General features: G+C 65.4%; 22 protein-coding genes, 2 pseudogenes and 1 riboswitch. Of the genes and pseudogenes, 7 read left to right on the top strand and 17 right to left on the bottom strand.

Annotated features, from left to right (window positions below; genetic code table 11):
- Positions 1-225: pseudogene (locus HNQ07_RS22070) on the top strand (PD40 domain-containing protein); the annotation flags it as partial.
- 304 nt (positions 226-529) lie between these two features.
- Here HNQ07_RS22070 and HNQ07_RS22075 read toward each other — a convergent pair.
- From HNQ07_RS22075 to HNQ07_RS22110, 7 genes and pseudogenes are all read right to left on the bottom strand, one after another.
- A complete protein-coding gene (locus tag HNQ07_RS22075; protein WP_184115860.1) occupies positions 530-1,330 on the bottom strand; it encodes an ABC transporter permease in 801 nt (266 codons plus the stop codon).
- Positions 1,327-1,965: an ABC transporter ATP-binding protein gene (locus HNQ07_RS22080; RefSeq protein WP_184115861.1), complete on the bottom strand. Its 639-nt coding sequence runs from the start codon at positions 1,963-1,965 to the stop codon at positions 1,327-1,329. The genes HNQ07_RS22075 and HNQ07_RS22080 overlap by 4 nt, the downstream gene beginning before the upstream one ends.
- Positions 1,946-2,680 (bottom strand): annotated as a pseudogene (locus HNQ07_RS24270) (phosphatase PAP2 family protein). Before HNQ07_RS24270 ends, HNQ07_RS22080 begins: the two are co-directional and overlap by 20 nt.
- An 18-nt stretch (positions 2,681-2,698) precedes the next feature.
- On the bottom strand, positions 2,699-3,031 hold the full coding sequence (locus HNQ07_RS22095) for a DUF190 domain-containing protein (RefSeq protein ID WP_184115866.1): 333 nt from the start codon (positions 3,029-3,031) through the stop codon (positions 2,699-2,701).
- Entirely contained in the window at positions 3,028-3,357 is a 330-nt protein-coding gene (locus HNQ07_RS22100) for a putative PII-like signaling protein (protein ID WP_184115868.1), read from the bottom strand. Before HNQ07_RS22100 ends, HNQ07_RS22095 begins: the two co-directional genes overlap by 4 nt.
- Complete coding sequence (crcB, locus tag HNQ07_RS22105; RefSeq protein ID WP_184115870.1) at positions 3,354-3,749, bottom strand: fluoride efflux transporter CrcB; 396 nt, start codon at positions 3,747-3,749, stop codon at positions 3,354-3,356. Before crcB ends, HNQ07_RS22100 begins: the two co-directional genes overlap by 4 nt.
- Positions 3,750-3,770: 21 nt before the next feature.
- Positions 3,771-3,835, bottom strand: a riboswitch (Fluoride riboswitch).
- A gap of 13 nt (positions 3,836-3,848) precedes the next feature.
- Positions 3,849-4,841, bottom strand: coding sequence for a PIG-L deacetylase family protein (locus HNQ07_RS22110; RefSeq protein ID WP_184115872.1), 993 nt, complete (start codon positions 4,839-4,841; stop codon positions 3,849-3,851).
- Positions 4,842-4,973: 132 nt separating this feature from the next.
- Here HNQ07_RS22110 and HNQ07_RS22115 point away from each other — a divergent pair, with 132 nt between their 5' ends.
- A complete protein-coding gene (locus tag HNQ07_RS22115; protein ID WP_184115874.1) occupies positions 4,974-6,200 on the top strand; it encodes a polysaccharide deacetylase family protein in 1,227 nt (408 codons plus the stop codon).
- 80 nt (positions 6,201-6,280) lie between these two features.
- On the opposite strand, the gene HNQ07_RS22120 is transcribed toward HNQ07_RS22115, so the two are convergent.
- From HNQ07_RS22120 to HNQ07_RS22140, 5 genes are all read right to left on the bottom strand, one after another.
- On the bottom strand, positions 6,281-6,886 hold the full coding sequence (locus HNQ07_RS22120) for a response regulator transcription factor (RefSeq protein ID WP_184115876.1): 606 nt from the start codon (positions 6,884-6,886) through the stop codon (positions 6,281-6,283).
- A 12-nt stretch (positions 6,887-6,898) separates the two neighbouring features.
- Positions 6,899-7,327 carry a hypothetical protein gene (locus tag HNQ07_RS22125; protein ID WP_184115877.1) on the bottom strand — a complete coding sequence of 143 codons (429 nt, stop codon included), beginning with the start codon at positions 7,325-7,327 and terminating at the stop codon, positions 6,899-6,901.
- A gap of 55 nt (positions 7,328-7,382) precedes the next feature.
- A complete protein-coding gene (locus HNQ07_RS22130) occupies positions 7,383-7,790 on the bottom strand; it encodes a c-type cytochrome (RefSeq protein WP_229832299.1) in 408 nt (135 codons plus the stop codon).
- A gap of 170 nt (positions 7,791-7,960) precedes the next feature.
- The gene (locus tag HNQ07_RS22135; protein WP_184115879.1) at positions 7,961-9,253 is read right to left on the bottom strand and encodes a molybdopterin-dependent oxidoreductase; all 1,293 of its coding nucleotides are present in this window, start codon (positions 9,251-9,253) and stop codon (positions 7,961-7,963) included.
- Between the two features lie 63 nt (positions 9,254-9,316).
- Positions 9,317-10,450, bottom strand: a complete 1,134-nt coding sequence (locus HNQ07_RS22140; protein ID WP_184115880.1) for a TDT family transporter — start codon at positions 10,448-10,450, stop codon at positions 9,317-9,319.
- An 80-nt stretch (positions 10,451-10,530) separates the two neighbouring features.
- On the opposite strand from HNQ07_RS22140, the gene HNQ07_RS22145 reads away from it, so the two are divergent.
- Positions 10,531-11,445 (top strand): LysR substrate-binding domain-containing protein, encoded by a 915-nt coding sequence (locus tag HNQ07_RS22145; protein ID WP_184115881.1) that lies wholly within the window; start codon positions 10,531-10,533, stop codon positions 11,443-11,445.
- Positions 11,446-11,712: 267 nt separating this feature from the next.
- On the opposite strand, the gene HNQ07_RS22150 is transcribed toward HNQ07_RS22145, so the two are convergent.
- Positions 11,713-12,591, bottom strand: coding sequence for a LysR family transcriptional regulator (locus HNQ07_RS22150; protein WP_184115882.1), 879 nt, complete (start codon positions 12,589-12,591; stop codon positions 11,713-11,715).
- Positions 12,592-12,712: 121 nt separating this feature from the next.
- Between HNQ07_RS22150 and HNQ07_RS22155 the strand changes: the two genes are divergently transcribed.
- A complete protein-coding gene (locus HNQ07_RS22155; protein WP_184115884.1) occupies positions 12,713-13,912 on the top strand; it encodes an NAD(P)/FAD-dependent oxidoreductase in 1,200 nt (399 codons plus the stop codon).
- A gap of 48 nt (positions 13,913-13,960) precedes the next feature.
- Here HNQ07_RS22155 and HNQ07_RS22160 read toward each other — a convergent pair whose 3' ends face one another.
- Complete coding sequence (locus tag HNQ07_RS22160) at positions 13,961-14,170, bottom strand: ATP-binding protein (RefSeq protein WP_184115886.1); 210 nt, start codon at positions 14,168-14,170, stop codon at positions 13,961-13,963.
- 906 nt (positions 14,171-15,076) lie between these two features.
- Here HNQ07_RS22160 and HNQ07_RS22165 point away from each other — a divergent pair.
- The 3 genes from HNQ07_RS22165 to HNQ07_RS22175 all read left to right on the top strand — a co-directional run bounded on the left by HNQ07_RS22165 (position 15,077) and on the right by HNQ07_RS22175 (position 17,759).
- The gene (locus HNQ07_RS22165; RefSeq protein ID WP_184115888.1) at positions 15,077-16,456 is read left to right on the top strand and encodes a replication initiator protein A; all 1,380 of its coding nucleotides are present in this window, start codon (positions 15,077-15,079) and stop codon (positions 16,454-16,456) included.
- 404 nt (positions 16,457-16,860) lie between these two features.
- Positions 16,861-17,448, top strand: coding sequence for an AAA family ATPase (locus HNQ07_RS22170; RefSeq protein ID WP_184115890.1), 588 nt, complete (start codon positions 16,861-16,863; stop codon positions 17,446-17,448).
- Positions 17,445-17,759, top strand: a complete 315-nt coding sequence (locus HNQ07_RS22175; protein ID WP_184115892.1) for a hypothetical protein — start codon at positions 17,445-17,447, stop codon at positions 17,757-17,759. The genes HNQ07_RS22170 and HNQ07_RS22175 overlap by 4 nt, the downstream gene beginning before the upstream one ends.
- Positions 17,760-17,963: 204 nt before the next feature.
- Here the strand turns inward: HNQ07_RS22175 and HNQ07_RS22180 are convergent, their stop codons facing one another.
- The 3 genes from HNQ07_RS22180 to HNQ07_RS22190 are packed head-to-tail and all read right to left on the bottom strand — an operon-like array spanning position 17,964 to position 20,028.
- Positions 17,964-18,452, bottom strand: coding sequence for a PIN domain-containing protein (locus HNQ07_RS22180; RefSeq protein WP_184115895.1), 489 nt, complete (start codon positions 18,450-18,452; stop codon positions 17,964-17,966).
- Positions 18,449-19,552 (bottom strand): type II toxin-antitoxin system RelB family anti-toxin, encoded by a 1,104-nt coding sequence (gene relB, locus HNQ07_RS22185; RefSeq protein ID WP_184115897.1) that lies wholly within the window; start codon positions 19,550-19,552, stop codon positions 18,449-18,451. Before relB ends, HNQ07_RS22180 begins: the two co-directional genes overlap by 4 nt.
- Before the next feature lie 47 nt (positions 19,553-19,599).
- Positions 19,600-20,028 carry a hypothetical protein gene (locus HNQ07_RS22190; RefSeq protein WP_184115899.1) on the bottom strand — a complete coding sequence of 143 codons (429 nt, stop codon included), beginning with the start codon at positions 20,026-20,028 and terminating at the stop codon, positions 19,600-19,602.
- Positions 20,029-20,148 lie beyond the last annotated feature (120 nt).

The raw sequence follows: 20,148 nt of genomic DNA on the forward strand, positions 1-20,148 counted from the left end.
TTCCCGTCGCCGGACGGCCGGTGGATCGCGTTCACCTCGGCCCGGGGGGGCCAGGCGCAGGTGTGGGTGATGCGCCCGGATGGTTCCGAACGGCAACAGGTCACTTCTGGCGCACCGCATAGCTTTCCGGCCTGGAGTCCGGATGGACGCGCGCTGGTGTGTACCCAGGGAACACCGACGGCGGAGGTGCCCAAGGGCCATCTTGCGGTGGTGGCCGTATCCTGACCAGCGCGCGGATCTCCGGCCCGTACGGGATGCTGGCCAAATCCGAACGTAGGGATTAGTGCTGTGCCCTAACCTATGGGGCGAGTCGCGCGGCCCGACAAGCGTATTTCAGGGCTGTCAGACCACGGGCAGGGTCATTGCGGTGCTCTGCTGAGATGAATGGAGTCAGCACCCTCTGACCTGGTCGGCCACACCAGCAACTGCTGTATCCGGCTGGGAGCGCGAACTGTGGTGACGCCACAGGGACAGATGGATGATTGGGATCACCCTGAACGGGTGTGCGCCTGGCGCCTGACGGTTCACGCTAGGGCCGCCGGACCGTGTCCGTGAGGCGTTCGGTGCGGAGTCGGTCCCGATGATCGAAGAGGGACCGGAAGGCCAGGTGGGTCACTGCCAGACTGCCGAGAGCTGAGCTGGCCGATAAGACGAACATGATCACGATCTGGTAGCGCACGGCGGTGCTGGGAGCCGCCCCTGCGAGGATTTGTCCGGTCATCATGCCCGGCAGGCTGACCAGTCCCATGACGGCCATGCTGTTGAGCACGGGCACCATGCCTGTCCGGACAGCCGCCGTGATGGCGCGGTGCGCGGCCTCTGCCCGTGACGCGCCCATGGCCAGCAGGCCTTCGATCTCGCCCCGGTGCGTGATGACGTCGGATGTAAAACGGTCAAGGGAGAGGGACACGCCGGTCAAGGTGTTGCCCAGCACCATGCCGAGGATGGGCACGGCGTACTGGGCCGTGAACCACGGATGAATCTGGAGGATCCCGGACAGCGTCAGACCCGTCAGCAGGAATGAACTTCCGAACACGGCCAGAAAGCTGTCGAGGTACACGCCTGGGTAGCGCCTGGGGGAGCGGCTGACGGCGGCGTGTCCAGCCAGCACTGTCATGATCAACCCGATTCCGATGACCGGGACCGGGTGCTCAAGGGCGAACACCCAACCGAGGATCAGCCCGACAAGCAGCAGCTGCACGGTCATGCGGAGGCTGGCCATGATGATATCGCGCTCCAGACCCAGCCGCAGCCGCCACGACAGGATGACGCTGATCAGCATCAGGAGCGTTGCCAGGAGGAGCTGCAGCGGGCTGATCGGAACGCTCATCCTGGCACCACCGGCAGCAAACGGGTCGCCACCCGTGCCCGCTGGACGGGATCGTGGGTCACCCAGATCACTGCCCGTTCCGGCCCGTCAATGAGCCACTGTGCCAGGAGCGCTTCGGCAGCGTGGGTGGTTTCGGGATCGAGCGACGCGGTGGCTTCGTCCAGCAACAGCAGCGCCGGGTTGAGGAGCAGCGCCCGGACGAGGGCAAGCACCTGCCCCTCCCCACCCGAGAGGGTGGAGGCATTCAGCTGCAGGAGGTCGGGTCGGTGTAACGCAGTCAGCCAGCGCGCCGCAGCGTCCTGTTCAAAGCGCCGCGCAGCGTGAACCTTGAACTGGAAGGGCCGCTTCAGTTCATCCAGCACTGTTCCCGTGCCGACGAATGGGCGTTGGGGAAGGTACATCACCTGTGACCGGTATGCTGGCATCGCCCACTGCGCCTGCGGCCGTCCGGCCAGCGTGATCTCGCCCGTCTCCAGCGGGTCGAGACCGGCCAGGGTCCGCAGCAGCAGGGTCTTCCCGCTCCCGGAAGGTCCAGTGACCGCGACCCGGTCGCCCGGGTTGACGGTGAGCTCCACGCCTGACCAGACGACGCGATCAGCGACGGTTCGCCGCAGATCAGTGGCGCTCAGCAGCACGACGCTTCTCGAGTTGGTTCAGTGGATGGCGGCGGAACAGAATCTGGAACGCTGCAGTCGTCCAGAGCACGCCCACAGCCCACGCCGCCACCACGTCCGACGGGTAGTGCACGCCCAAGTACATCCTGGAGAGGCCGACCAGCAGGGTGCAGACGCTGCCCACGACCACCGCTGGCTAGCGGTAGCGGGTGGGCCAGGCCAGCAGCACCAGGGCCAGAAAAAAGCTGATGGTGGTGATGGAATGCCCACTCGGGAAACCGTAGTCCGTCTCTGGGGCCGGCGAGATCCACAGGTGTGGCCGGACGCGGCGGAACAGAACCTTGATGGTCAGCATGAGGGCGCCGGAGCCCGCAACGGCCAGCAGGATGAAAACGGCCCAGCGGTGGTGACGACGGAACCAGAACAGCGTACACACGGCCAGTGTGATGAACGGCAGGCTGGACAGCCCAGCAACGGTCGTGATGAACACCATCACCCTGTCCAGGGCGGGGGTGGCGAAGCGGTGGATGAACAGGAGGGTGGGGACATCGAAACTGAAGCCGCCCTCGGACCACACTTCCTGCGCTGTCTTCGCGAAGATGGCCAGGGGCAACAGGACGAGCAGCAGGGCCAGCAGCAGTGTGGGAAGGCGTGACGTGATGGCATTGGGGAACATACGGATCAGCGGACTCCTGACGAAACGAAGAAGGATCGGAGGACGTAAGCGGCAGACCATCCACCGCCGGACCGGGGTTCAGGGTGTGGCTGAGGACACCTCGACTGGCCGCTCAAGCACCACCTCACGGTCAGGTAGACCACGTGCCTGCAGGTTGCTCAATAGCGCCTGCAGGGTGGTCAGCGGCGCCAGCACCTGAACGGTCACGGGCATCCGGTCCGGTTTGACCTCCAGCAGCAGCAGATCCACCACCACGCCATGGCGTCCGAAGCCGGCGATCCCCGGACGCGAGCTGGCCCGCAACGCATTCAGTGTGCGGGCCACCTCGAGAATCGTCTCAGAGGCTGGCCGGCCCTCCATCCGGTCGCCGACGAGAAGATAGATACGCAGCACGGCCAACGTCGCCGTCACGGCGTTCTCTGAAGCGTTTGTACATGTTGCGTGGTGATCAGCGTGGACGCGGGGAGCTCCGGCGTGACCCCACTCAGGAAAGAGTCGATGGCGGCGGCCTCGTCAACCAGTTCAACAATGACCGGCAGGTTCTGGGCGAAGTGGAACAGCGCGGCCCGGCGCAGAACGCCGTCAGGGCCGAAGCCGAGGCTGCCCTGGGTGACCGTGGCTCCGCGCAGCCCCGCCGCTTTCGCGCGCTGAAGCAGCCAGTCAGAGGCGCTTTCGCCGTGAATATGATCGGTGGCGCCAAGATAGACCTTGAGCAGCACTGCGTCCAGCCAGGTCATCCCAGGCCTCCGATCCGCCCCGCAATCCAGCGGCCAAACAGCACGGCGGCGTAGCCCATGAGGAGATTCCCGAAGATGTACAGCGCGCTGCGAACGCCCTCTCCGCTTCGCAAGAGCAGGTCACTTTCCCATTCGAACGTGCTGAACGTCGTGAATGCTCCGACAAAACCCGTACCGAACGCCAGCCGCAGCTCCGGACTGATCAGCCCTCGGGCATTCAGCGCGATGGTCAGACCCAGTAAGAAACTACCGACGACGTTGATCAGCAGTGTGCCGAGCGGGAAGGCTGCCCAGCTTCCCTGGGCAAGTCGGCTTTGCACCAGGGTATTGAGTGCGTAGCGGGCCAGGGCGCCGAGTGCGCCGCCGAGTGCAATTCCAATCCAGATTGGCATGCGAACTCCCGGCGTCCTGAGAAAGAAGTAGGCATAATCAGCTGGACGCTGGGCGGTTCGAGGTGCATGCCATCACCTGGTCATTGAGCATAGCAGTTCTTATTCCCCGCTGGCGGCCACGCCCGAGCCGGACTCGGGCAGCGGCTGGGGGCTGAGGAGTTCGTTGGCCCGCACGAAGGCCTCCATGAAGCGCGGCTCGATCTGGGTCTGGGTGCGGTACGCCCGCACCGCCTCCAGCTTGTGCTCACGCTGCTCGTCTGTCAGGTCCACCCGCGTCCACGGCAGCCGGGTCGCCAGCGGCGGCACCGTCAGCGGCAGCTCGGCATGCAGGCCCTTGGGCACCGGCCATTCCAGCCCGCCGTGCACCACCCAGAAGTGCAGCCGGTCCGCCTGCCCGCGCCGGCTCATGAGTTGCAGGGCGATGTACGACAGGGTGTGGTGATCGGTGTGGAAATCCTGCGGGGCGGGGGCCAACACCAAGTCAGGCTGCACCCTGTCCAGCACCCGCGTGATATCGGCCTCCAGCGCCTCACCGGTAAAGGGCGCGCCGGGCGTCAGGGCGCCCGTCACGTACACCGCGTCGGCGCGGGTGCGTGGCGCGGTGTAGGGCTGGGTGAAGTTGGTGGTGAACAGCCGGAACAGCCCGCCGTCCGGGTAGCCCAGCATGTAGGTGCGCTGCGCCGGCACCCCCAGTACGGCGGCGGCCCGGCGGGCCTCGCCCACGCGGGTGTTGCCCAGGGCGCGCATGTTCTGCGGACCGGGCTTCAGGGTGCGCTCGGTCAGGGCAGCGTCGAACTCGAAGCCGTCGCCGGCCGTCATCCACGCGATGGACACCTGCGCGCCGGCGGCCTGGGCCTGCTGGAGCAGGCCCGCACAGCACAGCGTCTCGTCGTCGGGGTGGGGCGAGAGCATCAGCACGCGCTGCCCGGCGCGGAACGGCGCGGCGGCCGGCAGGGCGGCGACCCGCTCGCCGCTGCGGTCAAAGAGGCGGCCCACGACCGGCGAGTTGATCCACACGGCCAGCGCCAGCAGGCCCAGCACCACGAGGACGATCCAGAGGCGGGGGCGGTGGCGAGCGGACAGTCGGGTCATCGGGCCCACTGTAAGCGACGGGAAAAGCAGATGACACTCCATTTTACGGTGCCCTTCGTCGGCGCCGCTCCCTAAACGCGGCGTGCGGCCCGGGCTCATCCCAAGCCGGTGGGAGCTCCCTACTGTCGAGTCGTGCGATCCCTTCTGCTCACCACGCTCCTTCTCGTCTCCACTGCCGGTGCGCAGACAGGTACGGCGCCGGTGCCTAAGGTGCAGACGCCCCCAGCGAACAGCGGCAGTGTGCCGGGCGAAGTTCAGCCGGTGGCGCCCGGCGCACGCCAGGCAGAGGCGCTGCCGCAACTGACCCTGACGCCAGCGCTTCCCGAGCTTGAGCGGCTGGACTACCGGGGGAATGGATTCATTGAGGTCGCGCACGGCATCGTGCTCCTTCCGTCAGGCGAGCAGGGACTCGCCCGTCGCCGCCAAGTGGCGCTGGACGTGGCCAGCCGAGCCCTGACTGCCCGGCCTGAACTGAACGAAGTCGACGTGAGTGTGTATGACCGGGACTCGTATGGGGGTTTTGGTGGTCCGCTGCCGCTCTTCACTGCGTCTGTGCCGCGCGCACGACTGGCCGAGTTCCAGGCCTACGTGCAGGGTCAGGGTACGTACGACCGGGCGTATGAGGGCGGCGCGCCCGCCACCACGTCCCCAACGGTGATTGCACGGGTGCGCGAGGACGCCCTGACATTCTTCGGCAGTTCCGCCGACCGACTTCGCCAGCGCCTGACGCAAAGCGTGTCCCAGTCCCGCGGGGGCGAGCGCGACGGTCTGCTCTTCCGGGGGCCGACGGATCGGCGCGTGGCGGCACTGACCTTCGACGACGCGCCCCATCCCCTGTACGAGCCCCTGCTGCTGGACCTGCTGCGCCGTGCAGATGTGAGGGCGACCCTGTTCGTGATCGGGCGCAACGCGGTCGCGTACCCGTACTTCGTGCGCGATATGGTCGAGCAAGGCCATGAGGTCGGCAACCACACCTACCATCACGTTCGGTTGCCCGGGTTGAGTCCAGCGCAAGTCCAGGCTGAACTCGCGCAGGCCAACGCCGCCATCTCGGCTGTGACCGGGCAGGCCGTACGCTATTTCCGGCCGCCCGGGGGCGATTACTCATCCCTGACCCTTCAGGTGGCCCGTCAGGAGGGGCTGACCACGACCTTCTGGACAGATGATCCGGGAGACTTCGACAACCCGGGTGACGCCGTGATCGAGTCGCGCCTGGTGTCTCATCTCCGACCTGGCGGCATTGTGCTGCTCCACGACAATGCGCCTGAGGCCATCGACGTGCTGCGTGAGTTCCTGCGTGTGGCGCGGGAGCGTGGAGTCACTCTAACGACCGTGAGCCAGATGGTCGCGCCGCGCTGAGTGGCCGGATATTTCACGCAGTTATCAGAACTGATGGACGAAGACAAGATGGTCGCCAAGGGGCCAAGCTATTGCGGCTCCTACGGATAAACCAGACCTGCCCGCAGGGCATAGACCGCCGCCTGCGTACGGTTGTGCACGCGCAGGCGACCAAAGGTTCTGGTGAGCTGATTACGCACCGTCTTCTCCGAGACGTGCAGTTGCGCGGCGATCTGTCGGTTGCTCAGGCCACCGGCAAGCAGCGTCAGCAGGGCGCGGTCTCCCTCGCCCAGCGCGGGAGCGGTACAGGTGGGCGGCAGAGGGGCCGGGGGACCTGCCGGAGAGAAGTCTCCCCGATGCACAGCCCGGATCAAGGTGGCGAGCGCCCGCAGGTCGGCCGTCTTGGGCAGGCACACTTGATACCGCCCCGGCGCGGCTCCCAGATCGTCCGTGAGCGCGATGACCCGGCTGCGCGGCGCGGCGCTCAGGAGGGCACCCAAGAGGGACGGTTCCGGCCCGGCCACGCCGCCAGGATCCAGCAGGATCACGTCAGGGCGCAGGTTCGCCGCGTACCGCACGCCTGCCGGGCCATCTGCCACGTCGGCGACCACCTGGAAGCCCGCAGACGACAGGGCGCGCCGCAACCCCTGGCGCAGCAGGGTCTGGCGGGCCAGGATCATCACGCGTGCTGTAGAGGAAGGAGACATGCGGCGCTCCCTTCACTCTTCCGGATCCGGGCAGAACGACTCAGTGAGCAGCGGCCCGTAGTAGTGAATGAAATGGCCGCCGTACCTGCGCAGCAGGTGACACATGCGCCGCGCCTGCGCTTCGTGATGCACGTGAACCACCAGCAGGACGTGTCCACTGGACAATTCCAGCTCGTAGAGCCGGGCGTGCTCGTACTCGTCCGTGAGCTTCTGGACGCTACGGCGCAAGCGGGCGAGCAGGCCGTGCCGCTCCCCGCTGAAGTCGAGTCGCGCCTCACCAGTTTCGCCGATCAGGAGTTCCAGGTCGTGCTCATCCAGGTGCTCCCGCTCCAGCAGGGCGTGCAGGGCCGCCTGCGCGTGGTCGAGGTCATCCAGCACGGCGATCAGGTGGTTGGCGAACGAGGCCAGCATCCGGGGGCGGTGAGGGGTGATGTCGGTCATGTGGGCAACCTCCTTCCAGAGTGCAGGAAGTCGGTGGGACTGTGCCGCGGTTCGGTCATGGCTGTTCCGCCGCCTGGGTTGGTTCTGTTATGCGCGTTTCCGGTGTGTAGTGGGCGCTCAGGTAGGCGATGATCTTCCCGGCAGTCTCGTCGCTGATGAAGGTCGCACCGTACTTCTCCTTCATCTTGTACACCTCGTCGTGCCACGTGCTCCCCGGCAGAGGCGGCTGAGACGAAATGAAGGTGGTGGCGTGGCAGACGCTGCAGTTCGTCTGCACCAGTTCCACGTCCTGGCCGGGAATGAGCGGCGGTGTGTCCTGCGGGATGGTGCCAATGGCGTAGTTGGCATCGGTGGTGTAAGGCGTCCTGGCCACTTGATCAATCACGCCGCGTCGCTGATCGACGTACTGGGCAACGGTGGTAGCTGGCATGGTGGTCGCCTGCCCATTCTGGGACGCTGTCATGACGGCACCTGACGTGCCGCTCCCTGGCGCTGCGGTGGTCGAGGTACCTCCAGAGTGGCTGGCTGGGTTTGCGTCTGGCCTGATAGTGAGTGCGAACAAGGGCGCGGCGATGGCGAGCGCCCCCAGCGGGATGAGCAGGGCCTTCAGTACCGGTGATTTCATGCTGTTCCTTACCCGGCACGGCCGACGGTGACCGTCTGGCGCTCGGTGGTGTTCCACAGGTACCCGGATGGATTCCAGATGGCGTCGTCCGTCTGCGTGGCACCGCTGGCGTCCGTCGCCCGCACCGCCAGGGTGTAGGTTCCGGCGTTTTTTGGCGTCCAGGCGAAGCTCCAGGGCCGGAACGCGTATTCACCGTGGTCTTCACCCAGGTTCGCTTCCTTCCACGTCTTGCCGTCGTCCGTCGACACCTCGACCTTCGTCACCGCGCCGCGCCCGCTCAATGCCAGGCCAGACACGGTCATCGGCAGCCCAGCGGGCACCTTCACGGTCTCATCGGGCGTCACGATGAACGACCGCACCGGCATGCTGCCCACGGGCCGGAACGTCACCGTCTTGTCTTTGACCGCCTGCGGCGTGGTTGTCCCCCGGAGATTGTCGGGCTGGAGGTAAGCGGTCGCCATCCAGAAGTTGCTGTCCTTCTCGGTCAGCAGCCGAATGAAGCTCAAGGTCTTCAGCCAGTAGGTGGCAAAGTACCCGGGCACGACCAGCCGCACCGGGAAGCCGTTGACCAGGGGCAGGGGCTGACCGTTCATGGCATACGCGACAACACACCGGTCAAGCACTGGGTCGTCCAGGTTCAGGCTCTTCTTGTACTCCGCGCCGCCGCTGCCGGGTGCGCCCGCCCCCCGATCCAGGCCCTGGAACTGCACCTGCACGCTGCCCGCCTTCACACCGGCCTTCCCCAGCAGGTCGCGCAGCCGCACCCCCGTCCAGGTGGCGCAGCCCATCGCCCCATTCCCCCACTGTCCGCCGGGACGGCGCGGCTGAAACCGGGCGCGGCTGTTCCCGGTGCACTGCATCACGGCGTTCACGGTGACCGGCTCGAACTCGCTCAGCAGCTGAGCCAGACTGAAGTCCACGCTTCGATCCACGTGGCCCTCCAGTTTTAGCCGCCAGGTGCTCAGGTCGATGCTGGCTGGGAAGATCGAGAGGTTGGAACGGATGAAGAACGCGGCGGTCGGCGTGAAGGCGCTGGCGAAGTAGGCGCGGGGTGTCTCGTAGAGCGGTGGCCGGTCGACCAGTCGGATCAGCGGCACCTTCTGCGGCAGGGTGATCAACGGCCCCAGGCCGTTCCAGGTGCTCAGGGGGCCGGGGCCGCTGAAGATCGGGGCAGCGCTGGTGGGTACGCTGCGCTGGGCCAGGGCGCTGCGGCCCAGGGCGAGGGTGGCCCCCGCTCCGCCCAGCAGGGCCAGGGCCGAGCGGCGCGAGAGCGTAGGGTGTAGGTCGGTGTCGTCGTTCATGTGGCCTCCAGAAGATTGAGAGCGGGGAAAGCGCGAGATGCACTGGCATGGACGCCAAGGTGCTCAAGGACGGGGCAGGCCGGTTTCCTTCGACAGGGGTGGGCTCTGGAACAGGTGACCGTGCCATGCGCCGTGAGTCGTGCGGGCCGTGACCAGGATCCAGAGAGCCGCCAGGATGACGACCAGCACGTGTCCCAAGGTGGTGAAGAAGCCCAGGTGGGTCAGGGCAGCGAGCCCGAAGGTGGCGGCCGTGTACACACCGAGCGGGAAGGTCAGGCCCCACCAGCCCAGGTTGAAGGGTAGGCCGCCCTTGAGGAACCGCAGGGTGGTCAGGGTCGCCAGGGCGAGCCACCACGCCCCGAACCCCCAGAGCATCACGCCGCCGACCAGGCCCACGCCCACGGCAACCGGGGCCAGCGCGCTCAGCCCCTGGGCCTGGAGCACACGTGGAGCGGCCTCCCCGAGTTGCAGCAGCGCCAGTGCGCCCGTGCCCAGCGGCCCCAGCGGCAGGAACATGCTCACGCCCAGCTCGGCGCCCGGGAGGTTGTGTTGCGCGAGGCGCAGCACGAGGATCGTGATGATCATCAGGGCCAGCGGGACCGAGAGGGCAAACAGCACGTAGCCGGAGTACACGAGCGTTCCAGCGCCCGCGACATCCAGGTGCGGCGCGATCAGTCCGGCGCTGGCAGCCGCCACCTCCGAGGCCACCACGGGAAGCAGCCACACCGCCGTCATCTTCTCCAGCGCGTGATCCTGACGGGTGAACATCAGGTAGGGCACCAGCAGGCCGACGGCGGCCGAGAGCAGCGCGTCGAAGGCCCAGAGGTCGCGGGCCAGCCGCGCCGCGTCCAGCCCCCAGTGCGGCACACCGAAGGTGATCAGGCCGTTCACGATGGTGGCCAGTCCCATCGGGACGGCTCCCAGGAACATGCTCTGCACCGGGTGGTGGAGTGTGGCCCGGCTGTCGGCCGGGTACATCACGATGCGGGCCAGCGAGAGCAGGGTGAACAGCGCGAACAGCGCCATATTCAGCGCCCACAACACCTCGCCGATGGCTGCTGTCCCTGGGAGGGGCAGTTTGGGCAGCATCAGTGACAGGATGCCGGTGCCCATACAGGCGGTAAACCAGTTGGGCGTGAAGCCCCGGATGGCCTCCGTGGGGGCCGCCAGCCGGTTCAGCGGGTGCGTAATGGTCATACCCACAGGGTAGGGATGCCAAGCTATAAACTCAAATAGCATCTCATAGCAGCGACCCAAATTTGGTGTATATCACGAGCATGTCCCTGAACCCCGAGCATCTCCTCACGTTCGTTCAGGTGGTACGGCACGGCAGCTTGAGCGGGGCGGCAGAGACCCTGAACCTGACGCAACCCGCGGTGTCCAGCCAGATGAAGCTGCTCACGCACGCGGTTGGAGAGCCGCTGTTCACCCGACACCGCTCTGGCGTGACCCTGAACACAGCGGGGGAAGGCCTGCTTCCCCATGCGCTGGCGCTCACCCGCGCGCTGGACGGTGCCCAGGGCTACGTGCGTGATCTACGCGGTCTGGCGTCTGGCACACTCAGCGTGGCCGCGAGCAGCACCATCGCGGCAGCCATCGTGCCGGCCGTACTCGCCCTCTTTCACGCGCAGTACCCGGCAGTGGCCATTCAGGTGCGCCAGGGCAACACCAGCGAGGTCATGACCGCACTGCACGGTGGTCAGGTCGAGCTCGCACTGATCGAGGGCTCGCCAGGCCCCCTCGGCCCTGATCTGCAGGCCGAGGTCTTCGCTGAGGATCACCTGGTGCTGGTCACGTCTCCAGACCATCCACTGGCGCGTGCTGGAAGCGACCTGACGGCCCTGCCACTGGTGTGGCGGGAACGCGGATCCGGCACGCGGGAGGTGGCCGAACTCGCGCTGGCCCGGGCCGGTCTGTCAACGATCACGCTCCTGGAACTCCCCGGCACGGAGGCCGTCAAGGAAGCGGTGATCGGTGGCCTGGGAATGGCCTTCCTGTCTGATCTGCGGGTGCGGCGTGAACTGCGAGCAGGGATTCTCACGCAGGTGCCCGTGCAGCTCCCCGGACTGCGCCGGCCGCTGACGCAGGTCACACCCCCGCCAGAGCAGCAGTCCCGCGCCGCTCGGGCGTTCCTGCACCTGTTGCAGCACACCGCGCAGAACGCCACGGATGCTGGGCCAGGCGGAACCTGAAGACGGTTCGGGCCTGCCTACAGGCGTGTCTGGCTGTTGGATACACAACGGCCTTACTACCTTCTGTCGATCACCGAACAGCAAGCGCGTGGAGTTGCAGGTCATCGTGGTTCAGGGCGTCGGAGCGGAGGGAATCCGGGCGTTGCGCTAAGCGTCAGATACTTGACGAACGTGTCCTCCGCTTCTCACCTATTGCGCCTGAATGCAATGCGTCGGCTCTGGTAGAGGGTAAAATGCAGCGTTCTGCCTCCGCTATGGTGCCGGAGGCTAGCGGGTCAGCTGGTCAAGCACCTCGCGCACGGTGGTCGGGAGCAGGGCGAGCGGCGCGCTCACGGCGTGGTACCCCAGAGTGACCTCCGGGGACTCCAGGCCGACGCTGGCCAGCAGCCCGTGATCCACCTCAGCGTCGACCAGACTGCGCGGCAAGATGGCGACGCCGACGCCGCGCACCAGAGCGTCCTTGACGGCCAGGAAAGACCCCAGCTCGAGCTGTGCCCAGGGCGACACGCCGGCGTGATCCAGCAACTTCGCGGCGCGTTTGCGGACGCTGGACTCAACCATCGGGAGCAGCAATACCTCACCAGCCAGCGCGTGTAACGGCGCGTATCCCTGCCCGTTCAGGACGTGCCCTGGGGGCACGATGAGCCGCAGGTCTTCGCTCGAAAAACGGCGCGCCTCCAGGCCCTCAGGCAGCACCTGACTGGCGTCCACGGTGAGGGCCGCGTCGAGTTCGCCGCGGCCCACCCGCGCGATCAGTTCCGGGGTGTGCGCGGCCTGAATGGTGACGGTGGGCGTGCCCCGCTGGAAGGCGGCGGCGAGGTGCACGGCCCGGGGCGCCAGCGTCCAGGACACCCCCAGTTGTACCTGCGTTTTGAGCCGGTGGCGCTTGTCGTGCGCCAGTTCGGAGACGCGCTTCATGGTGCGCGCGAGGGTCTGGGCATGCGGCAGCAGGTCGAAGCCGGCGGGGGTGAGGGTGATGCCGCGCGCGTGACGAATGTACAGCGGCTCGCCGATCAGGGTGTGTAACGCCCGGAGCTGACCGCTCACGGCCGGCTGGCTGAGGTTGAGGTACTCGGCCGCCTTGCTGACACTCCCCAGTTCGGCCACCACGTTGAAGGTCACCAGGTACTCCGGATTGATGCGCACGGACGCAGCCTATCAGCCTTTCTCCAATGATATCAGCCACTCCTATAAATCCTATTCTTTTATGCGATTTGCATTTGGGCAAACTGGCGGCGACACTTCCAGATATCCCCTGGAGGTATATATGCGGCACCAGATCCTGATTATCGGCGGCGGTTCGGCGGGCATCTCCGTAGCGGCCCGCCTGCGCCGCCGCGATCCCTCGCTGAGTGTGGCGGTCATCGAACCCAGCGAAGTGCACTACTACCAGCCGTACTGGACGCTGGTCGGGGCCGGCATCGTACCCAAGGAAGCCAGCGTCCGACTGGAATCCAGTGTTATGCCGCGTGGCGTGACCTGGATCCGTGACCGCGTCGAGCGAATCGAGCCGGATGCAAACGCCGTCGTCCTGTCCAGCGGCCAGCGTGTCGAATACGAGCAACTCGTCGTCGCGCCAGGGCTGCGGATCGACTGGGAGAAGGTCAAAGGCCTGAAAGAAACGCTCGGGAAGAACGGCGTGTGCTCTATCTACGACTACCAGCAGGCCGAGAAGACCTGGGAGATGATTCGTACCTTCCAGGGCGGCCACGCCATCTTCACCGCGCCCGCCACGCCCATCAAGTGCGGCGGCGCGCCACAGAAGATCATGTTCCTGGCCGAGGAAACCTTCGTCCAGCAGGGCATAAAGCATAACAGTCAGGTCAGCTTCTACACCGGTGGCGGCGTCATCTTCGGTGTGAAGGTGTACGCCGACGCGCTCCAGAAAGTCGCCGACCGCAAAGACTTGGACTACAAATTCAAGCATGATCTGCACGAGATCCGCCCCGAGTCGCGCGAGGCGGTGTTCTGCAAGACGACCGACGCTGGTCTGGAAGAAGTCGTCGTCAAGTACGACCTGCTGCACGTGGTGCCCCCCATGAGCGCTCCGGCCTTCGTGCAGGAGAGCCCGCTGGCCCTCCAGGAAGGCCCTCTCAAGGGCTGGATGGCGGTCGACCACACGACCCTCCAGAGCACCACGCACCCCAACGTTTTCGGTCTGGGCGACGTGATTGGCACGCCGAACGCCAAGACCGGCGCGGCCATCCGCAAGCAGGCCCCCACCGTCGTGACCAACCTGCTCGCGGCGCGCCAGCACCTAACCATGACCGGGGCATACGACGGCTACGGGTCGTGCCCGCTGGTGACCGGGCGCGGCAAACTGATCCTGGCCGAATTCAACTACAAGAACGAGGCCACGCCGTCGTTCCCCTTTGATCAGGCCAAGGAGCGGTACGACATGTACCTGCTCAAACGGCACGGCCTGCCGTTCCTGTACTGGAATCTGATGCTCAAGGGCCTGGCCTGAACACGCTGCTGGCCGGTTGACGCCAGCCCGGCCAGCGTCATGTGACCTTCAGGCCGGCGCTGAGGCGTCGTCGGCCTGATCATGAAGCGTCACGCGCCGGCCGTGAGGCGAGGCCGGAGTAAAAGTGGCCTGGCCGCCGTGAGTCTGCACGACGTGCTTGACGACACTCAGGCCCAGTCCGGTTCCAGTGGGTGTCGGCCCGGTAGAACTCCTCGCCCAGATGGCGGAATGCGGCGTGTGGGCGCTCTGGCCCGTCATCTTCAACCCTCAAGGACGAAATGGTTGCCCCGAAGATCATGATCGATTGAATGGTTGGGGCAAGAGATCGTAGTTTGGATATGACGTTGACGCAACGGATTCCGTTCTCGACTCGCTTCATGACCGGACAGCACCCTGAGACTGGGAACGAACCACAACGCGCCGACCTTCGTGTCGTCTGCGGCTCTCCCCTATTTGCCCTGGCTGTTGCTGGATCGCCTCACGACAGCCTTCAACTCCAGCTCCGGCAGCCAAGGGATTCGCAAACGAATCAATGACAGACCCGTGCCGACCGATTTCTCATATCCAGTCTTAAATGCTGTTTCTGATACCGGACTCTACATCGGCAGGTCGTCCGACTCGGGTCGCGGCATGCACACGTAATACAGGACTTGCTTAATGCAGTAACTCATTAAATACTGACTGCAGTGGGTTTCGATGCTACTTGGAGGTCGCCCTGACCGCACTACCAGGTACCGACACCTTTGCGTGATCGTTGGATCATCCAACCCACGCATCATCACGATTCAGCGTTCCAGAGCACGTTATCTGGCAGTTGATCCCGACAGATCCGACTACCGACACCTTTGCGTGGTTTGCGCCGAAGACTACCGACACCTTTGCGTGATCGCTGCGTCCCCAGGCCCGACACTTTTGCGTGGTTGGGCAGAAAACAGCGGTCAGGTTAGGCTTTATGCGCCTTGAACCGTACGCCCATCAACCCCACGACACCTTTGCGTGATTCACGCCCAGAACTACCGACACCTTTGCGTGATTCATGGCAAAATCCCCGACACCTTTGCGTGATTCAGACCAGAAAACTGCGGCCAGAACGCACAAGGCGTACTCCCCTGTTGTTGCTTTTATCTTTTACTATCAATCTCAAGAACAACAACAGGAACCTGGATGACTGACGAACCCATCAAAACCACTGAGCGCCGGGACGAGCGAAACATCGCTCGCCTCGGCATCATCAGCATCCAGTCCCGGGTCAATGATGAGGTTCGCACCTGGACGGCCGAGTTTGAGATCGACGGTCGCCCCTACCGCGTCGAGTGCGCGGCGCCCTACGGACGCCCGCACGGTATCGATACCGACATCATTTTGGCCGCCCAGACCTTGTTCGTTCGTAACGGCTGCCCAGAGCACGACTGGCTGCACACCACTGCCTACGAGCTTCGCGGCGCGGCTGGACTGCCAGACAATGGCCGCACGTATGGCCGGCTTCGAGATAGTCTGAAAAGGTTGTGGAGCACGGGTTTCCTGGTGGGTGAGGGCTGGCATGACCCGGTGAGGGGACGCCGCGTGTGGAGTTCGGACACGCTGCGGTACATCGAGCGTATTCGGTACCACGAGATGGACAGCGAACTCGAGCAGCTGCCCGGCCTGGATCCTTCGGCGACCCTCAGCATCAAGCTCGGGGAGCAGCTCGCCCAGAGCATCCGCGAGCGGCATGTGCAGGTGCTCGACGGGCGCCTGCTGGTGCAGCTCGAGCAACCCCCGGCGCGGGCCCTCTACCGGCTGCTGGAGGCCCACCGGGTGGACTTCAGCGGTGAACGCCGGATGACGCTGGAGGTCACCCTGGTCGACTGGCGACTGGCCTGCGGTATTCAGACCGAGCGTCCAGAACTCGTCCGCCGAGCCCTCGCGCCGGCCCACGACGAGCTCAGGTCGATCGGCTACCTGGCCGACGTGGTCATCACCGGTCGTGGGACAGCGCAGACGATCCGGTACCACTTTGCCGAGGCTGGTGCGCCTGACCCCGCGCTTGTCGACCTCCTGATCGGCGCGGGGGTAGGGCGAACCGCAGCCGCGTCACTGGTCGGCGATCACGGTGACAGGGTCGAGATCGCCGTCGCGTTCGTCCGACACCGCCAGCGCGAGGGGGGGGTCAAAAATCCTGCGGGACTGGTCGTCGACTTCCTCCGGAACGACGGGAAGTACGTCCTCCCAGAACATCTTGGTACGGCGCGGCCATCCGTTACGGCCGTGCGGGCTGTGGAAGCCCTCCAGAGGGCTGAGGAACTGGCCGATCAGGAAACCCTGCGTGAACGGTCGCGCGTGGCCGCCCTGAGCCCCTCACAGCAGTACGACGAGGTGCGCCCCTCGCTCAGGCTGCTCCTCAAGCCATTGGGCAAGGATCTGATGGAGGTCTTTGAAGAACGCTGCCGCACGGGCGTACTTCTGGCGCTCGACGAGCGGGATCAGGCTGCTGCGGCCATGGCCGACCTGCGCATCCAGGAGCATCTCGACGCCCTGAGAAAGCGTCTGCAACAGCCGGCGTAGGGTGCCACCCAGTTCGGGAATTTACTGCGATACTGCATTCAGTATCTACTCTATTACTGTATCCAACCCTTGCTTAATGGTGCTGCCTGGTTCGTCCACATGGTTCAACGCCAGCGAGGCCGAGCATAGGTGCGGGGTTCGCTGTGCAGCAGCGCCCTGAACCCACACATGAATTCAGGGCGCATCCAGGTTGGTGTTGCAACTGTCATCGCGGCGCAGCCCTGCGGGGCGGCGTGGTGGATCGGCTCAATACTGCAATACTGCGTTGCTGTCTTGCTCCGATCAGTAGACTAGAATGTGGCCATGGCCCCCACGGTGGTTCTCATCTCCATCCCTTCACAACGCCAGCTGACGTCACGTCGCCAGCCCGATCCATTCCCGGGCGCACGGTCATGAGACTGGCCGTGGCCAACCTCAAGGGTGGGGCCGGCAAGACCACGACAGCGGTTTACCTGGCCAATGCACTCGCGATCGAGGGTCGTACCCTGCTGATCGACGCCGACCCCCAGGGGTCCGCACTGTCGTGGAGCGAGACTGCAGGCTCCTTTCCACTACCGGTGGTGTCCGCGCCGGTCAAGGATTTGAGCCGAAGGGTGCCGCAGCTCGCCGACGGATTCCTCCACGTGGTGATCGATACGCCGCCAGGTGAACTGGCCATCACGCGCTCGGCCATGCTCGCTGCCGAGATTGTGTTGATTCCCATCCCGCCCAGCCTGATGGATCTTGACCGGCTGCGCCCCACCCTCGAGATGCTGGCCGACCTCGAGGGCCTGCATACTCCGCAGATCGTCTGTCTGCTCACCCGGGTTCGCCGCGGTACCCGCAGCAGCCGCGCGGCCCGCGAGGTGTTGACCGAGCTGGGGATGAATGTTCTGGACGCCGAGGTGTCCCTCCGCGAGGCGTATGCGAACGCGTTTGGACTGCCGCTTACAGAAGATCTCGGAGAGTACGCCGATGTGCTCGCAGATCTGCACGGGAAGGTGCGCGCATGACGAAGAGCAAGCCCAGCGACGTCCTCAGCCGCATGAAGGCGGCCGCCAGCCGCGAGAAGCCAGCGAGCACCACTTCGGCGCCGGATGAACCCAGCGTCGACATGCCCCCCACCTCGCCGGCGCCAGCCGTCCCGCGGGCCCGGCGCGTGCGGTTCACCCTTGATCTCAATCCCGAGGTGCATAAAGATTTGAAACGCTTCGCGCTTGAGGCGGATGCGGACGCCAGCGAGGTCATGCGCGCTCTGCTGGCGATCCTGCACTCAGATCCGCAGGTTCGCAACGCAGTGCTTACTGCAATAAGCAAAGGCTGACTTCAGTATTTCAGTAAGAGCCTTAGCTTGTCTCGGAGCTGAGCCTTGACCGACTTCCCAGAGGGTCAGAAACCTGCAGACCACGGTTCGCCCGGCTCTCAAGCGACACTTCGCCAAAGTTCTCGGAAGCGCTGCCTGAGTCGCCACCCAAAGAGGTGCCTCCCCGGCAGCGGAGCGTGGTGATCAAAGAGGGGAGAGGTGGGCTCAGGGACAGCCGATCAGGTGTTTCAGACGTTGCAACTCTGCCCTGGGCAGACGCCGCTTCTGCAGAGGCCACGTGCTGAGCCAGCCGCACAGCTCCCCACGGCTGAATCCCCCGAGTCGCCAAGCCTGTTCGACCAGCCACACTGAGCCGTGGCAGGTTACGCCGAGTCCCTCTGCTTCGGCCCGCAGGAAGCGGTCGCCGGTGAGCAGAATCCGTCCCGCCTGCTGGGCATAGATCAGACACTGCCGGTCACTCAGACTCAGGATCTCGTTGGGATGATTCACGGCGCTCTCCACCAGTGGCTGTTCCACTTCAACTGGGACAATGCCGGCCGCGAGGATCTGCTGCATCAGTCCCGGTTGGAGTTCGTGCATGCACTCCAGCAGTACCGTGGTGAGCACCTCGCAGCGGCCGAGCAACGGGAGGAGACGCAGGCCGCCGACGTAGCCGAGATCCATGAGGACATTGGCGTCGGACAGCAGGATCAAGCGGCGTCGTCCTCAGGCAGCCACAATTCCAGTTCCTTGCGCACCGCCTGCAGTGGCCACCCGAGGATCTCCGCCGCTCTGCTCTCGCCCAGCTGCTCGTTGACCAGTGCGGTGAATACCAGCAGTTCCAGCCGGGGGCGCGCCTGGGATGCCGGGCACTTGGGTTCCGGGGGCTCTGCGAAGTTGTCGGGGTAGCGCTTGCGGAGCTGGCCAAGCTGCATCCCGAACTGGCGATCCGTGATCATGCCCAGATCCCTGGCCCGGTACAGGATGGTCTGCACGCTGGCGCCGTACCGGAGTTTGAGGTCGATCAGCAGCGGCTCGGGCAACCAGCGTCCGCGGTACCCCCGGAGGTCGGCGCGCAGCGCGGTGGCTGGCAAGAGCACAGCGCGTGCAAAGTGGTTGGCCACGTCCTCACGTGGATCCTTCTTGCCCTCCGGCGTGGTGGGTTCCCTGTATTCCCGGCGGTGGAAGATCAGGTGCGCCAGTTCGTGCATGACGGTGAACGCCTGGCGCTCATAGGGCAGCTGGTGCTCTTCCTGGTGGGTGTTCACGAAAATCAACCCACCCCAGTCCTCGGTGTAGGCCGAGAAGCCGAAGACACTGGCTGGCCAGCGGCCCCGGATGACCTTGAGGCCCCGCCGCTCCACGAGCGCGATGGCGTCCCCGAGGGGCGCGTGCTCCACGCCCAGCCAGTCCCGGGTCTCCTCGGCGACGCGCTCGACCTGCTCGGGGTCGAAGCCGGTCATGGGGCGGGATTCGGGCAGCAGGGGAAGCGTGCCGGTGACGCGCTCGACCAGGGCGTAGTCCTGGGCCTTGCGGATCATGAGCGCCTCGTCGAGGTCGCTCAGGGCGCTGCGCTTGTCGGCGCGGTACAGCAGGGTGGGCCGCTCGGCGCCGGGGGAGGTTTCAGGCTGTCGGAGCAGGAGGTCGAGGGGCACGCCGAGGGCGGCAGCGAGGGCGGTGAGCTGGGTCATCGTTGGATCGCGCTGGCCCTTTTCCCAGGCGGCGATGGTCTGACGGGTGACGCCGAGCCGCTCGCCGAGGGCGTCCTGGTTCAGGTTCGAGCGCTCACGGAGCTCCCTGATTCGGGTTGACATATGTTCACTCCTTGACCATAGTATAGCCGCTTTACTGTTTACAATTGTCATATCAGGTGGTACCGTGAGGGACAGAAGGAGGTGACAAATGTGAACCAGAAAATTGGACGGAACGCCGGCACTGGCCGCTTCACCACGGTGAAGATTGCGACCAGCAGGCCACAGACCCACGTGGTCGAGACCATCAAACGCCCTGTCAAGACGAAGTAGAGGTTCCCTATGGGCTTTACCGCACGCCGTTGGATCTTCAACATCCTTTTCGCCCTGTGGTGTGTGAGCGTCGGCCTGGCGTGCTTCAAGCTCTTCCTGCCCTGGTCTGGGGTCGCCGTCACCACGGGCATCGTCTTTGCAGTCGCGGGCGCCATGATCGGGCTGTTCGACCGAGAGCCTGCGTCCCCTCCCTCAGCGGCGAAGCCGAAGGCCCCGTAGCACCCGTCACCCCACCTCCGTTGTGTACCGCCGAAAGACTCCGTCATAACCGCTCAACAGGGGGTGCGCTCTGGACGCCTGCGTCGAGGTCGGGGAATACGGCAGGTCACCAGCGCGCACCGCTGGACACACCGGCAAGCCGGTCACCCCGATCTGCCCATCCCGCA

Origin of the sequence: Deinococcus metalli (genome assembly GCF_014201805.1) — a bacterium.
Taxonomy (GTDB): Bacteria; Deinococcota; Deinococci; order Deinococcales; family Deinococcaceae; genus Deinococcus; species Deinococcus metalli.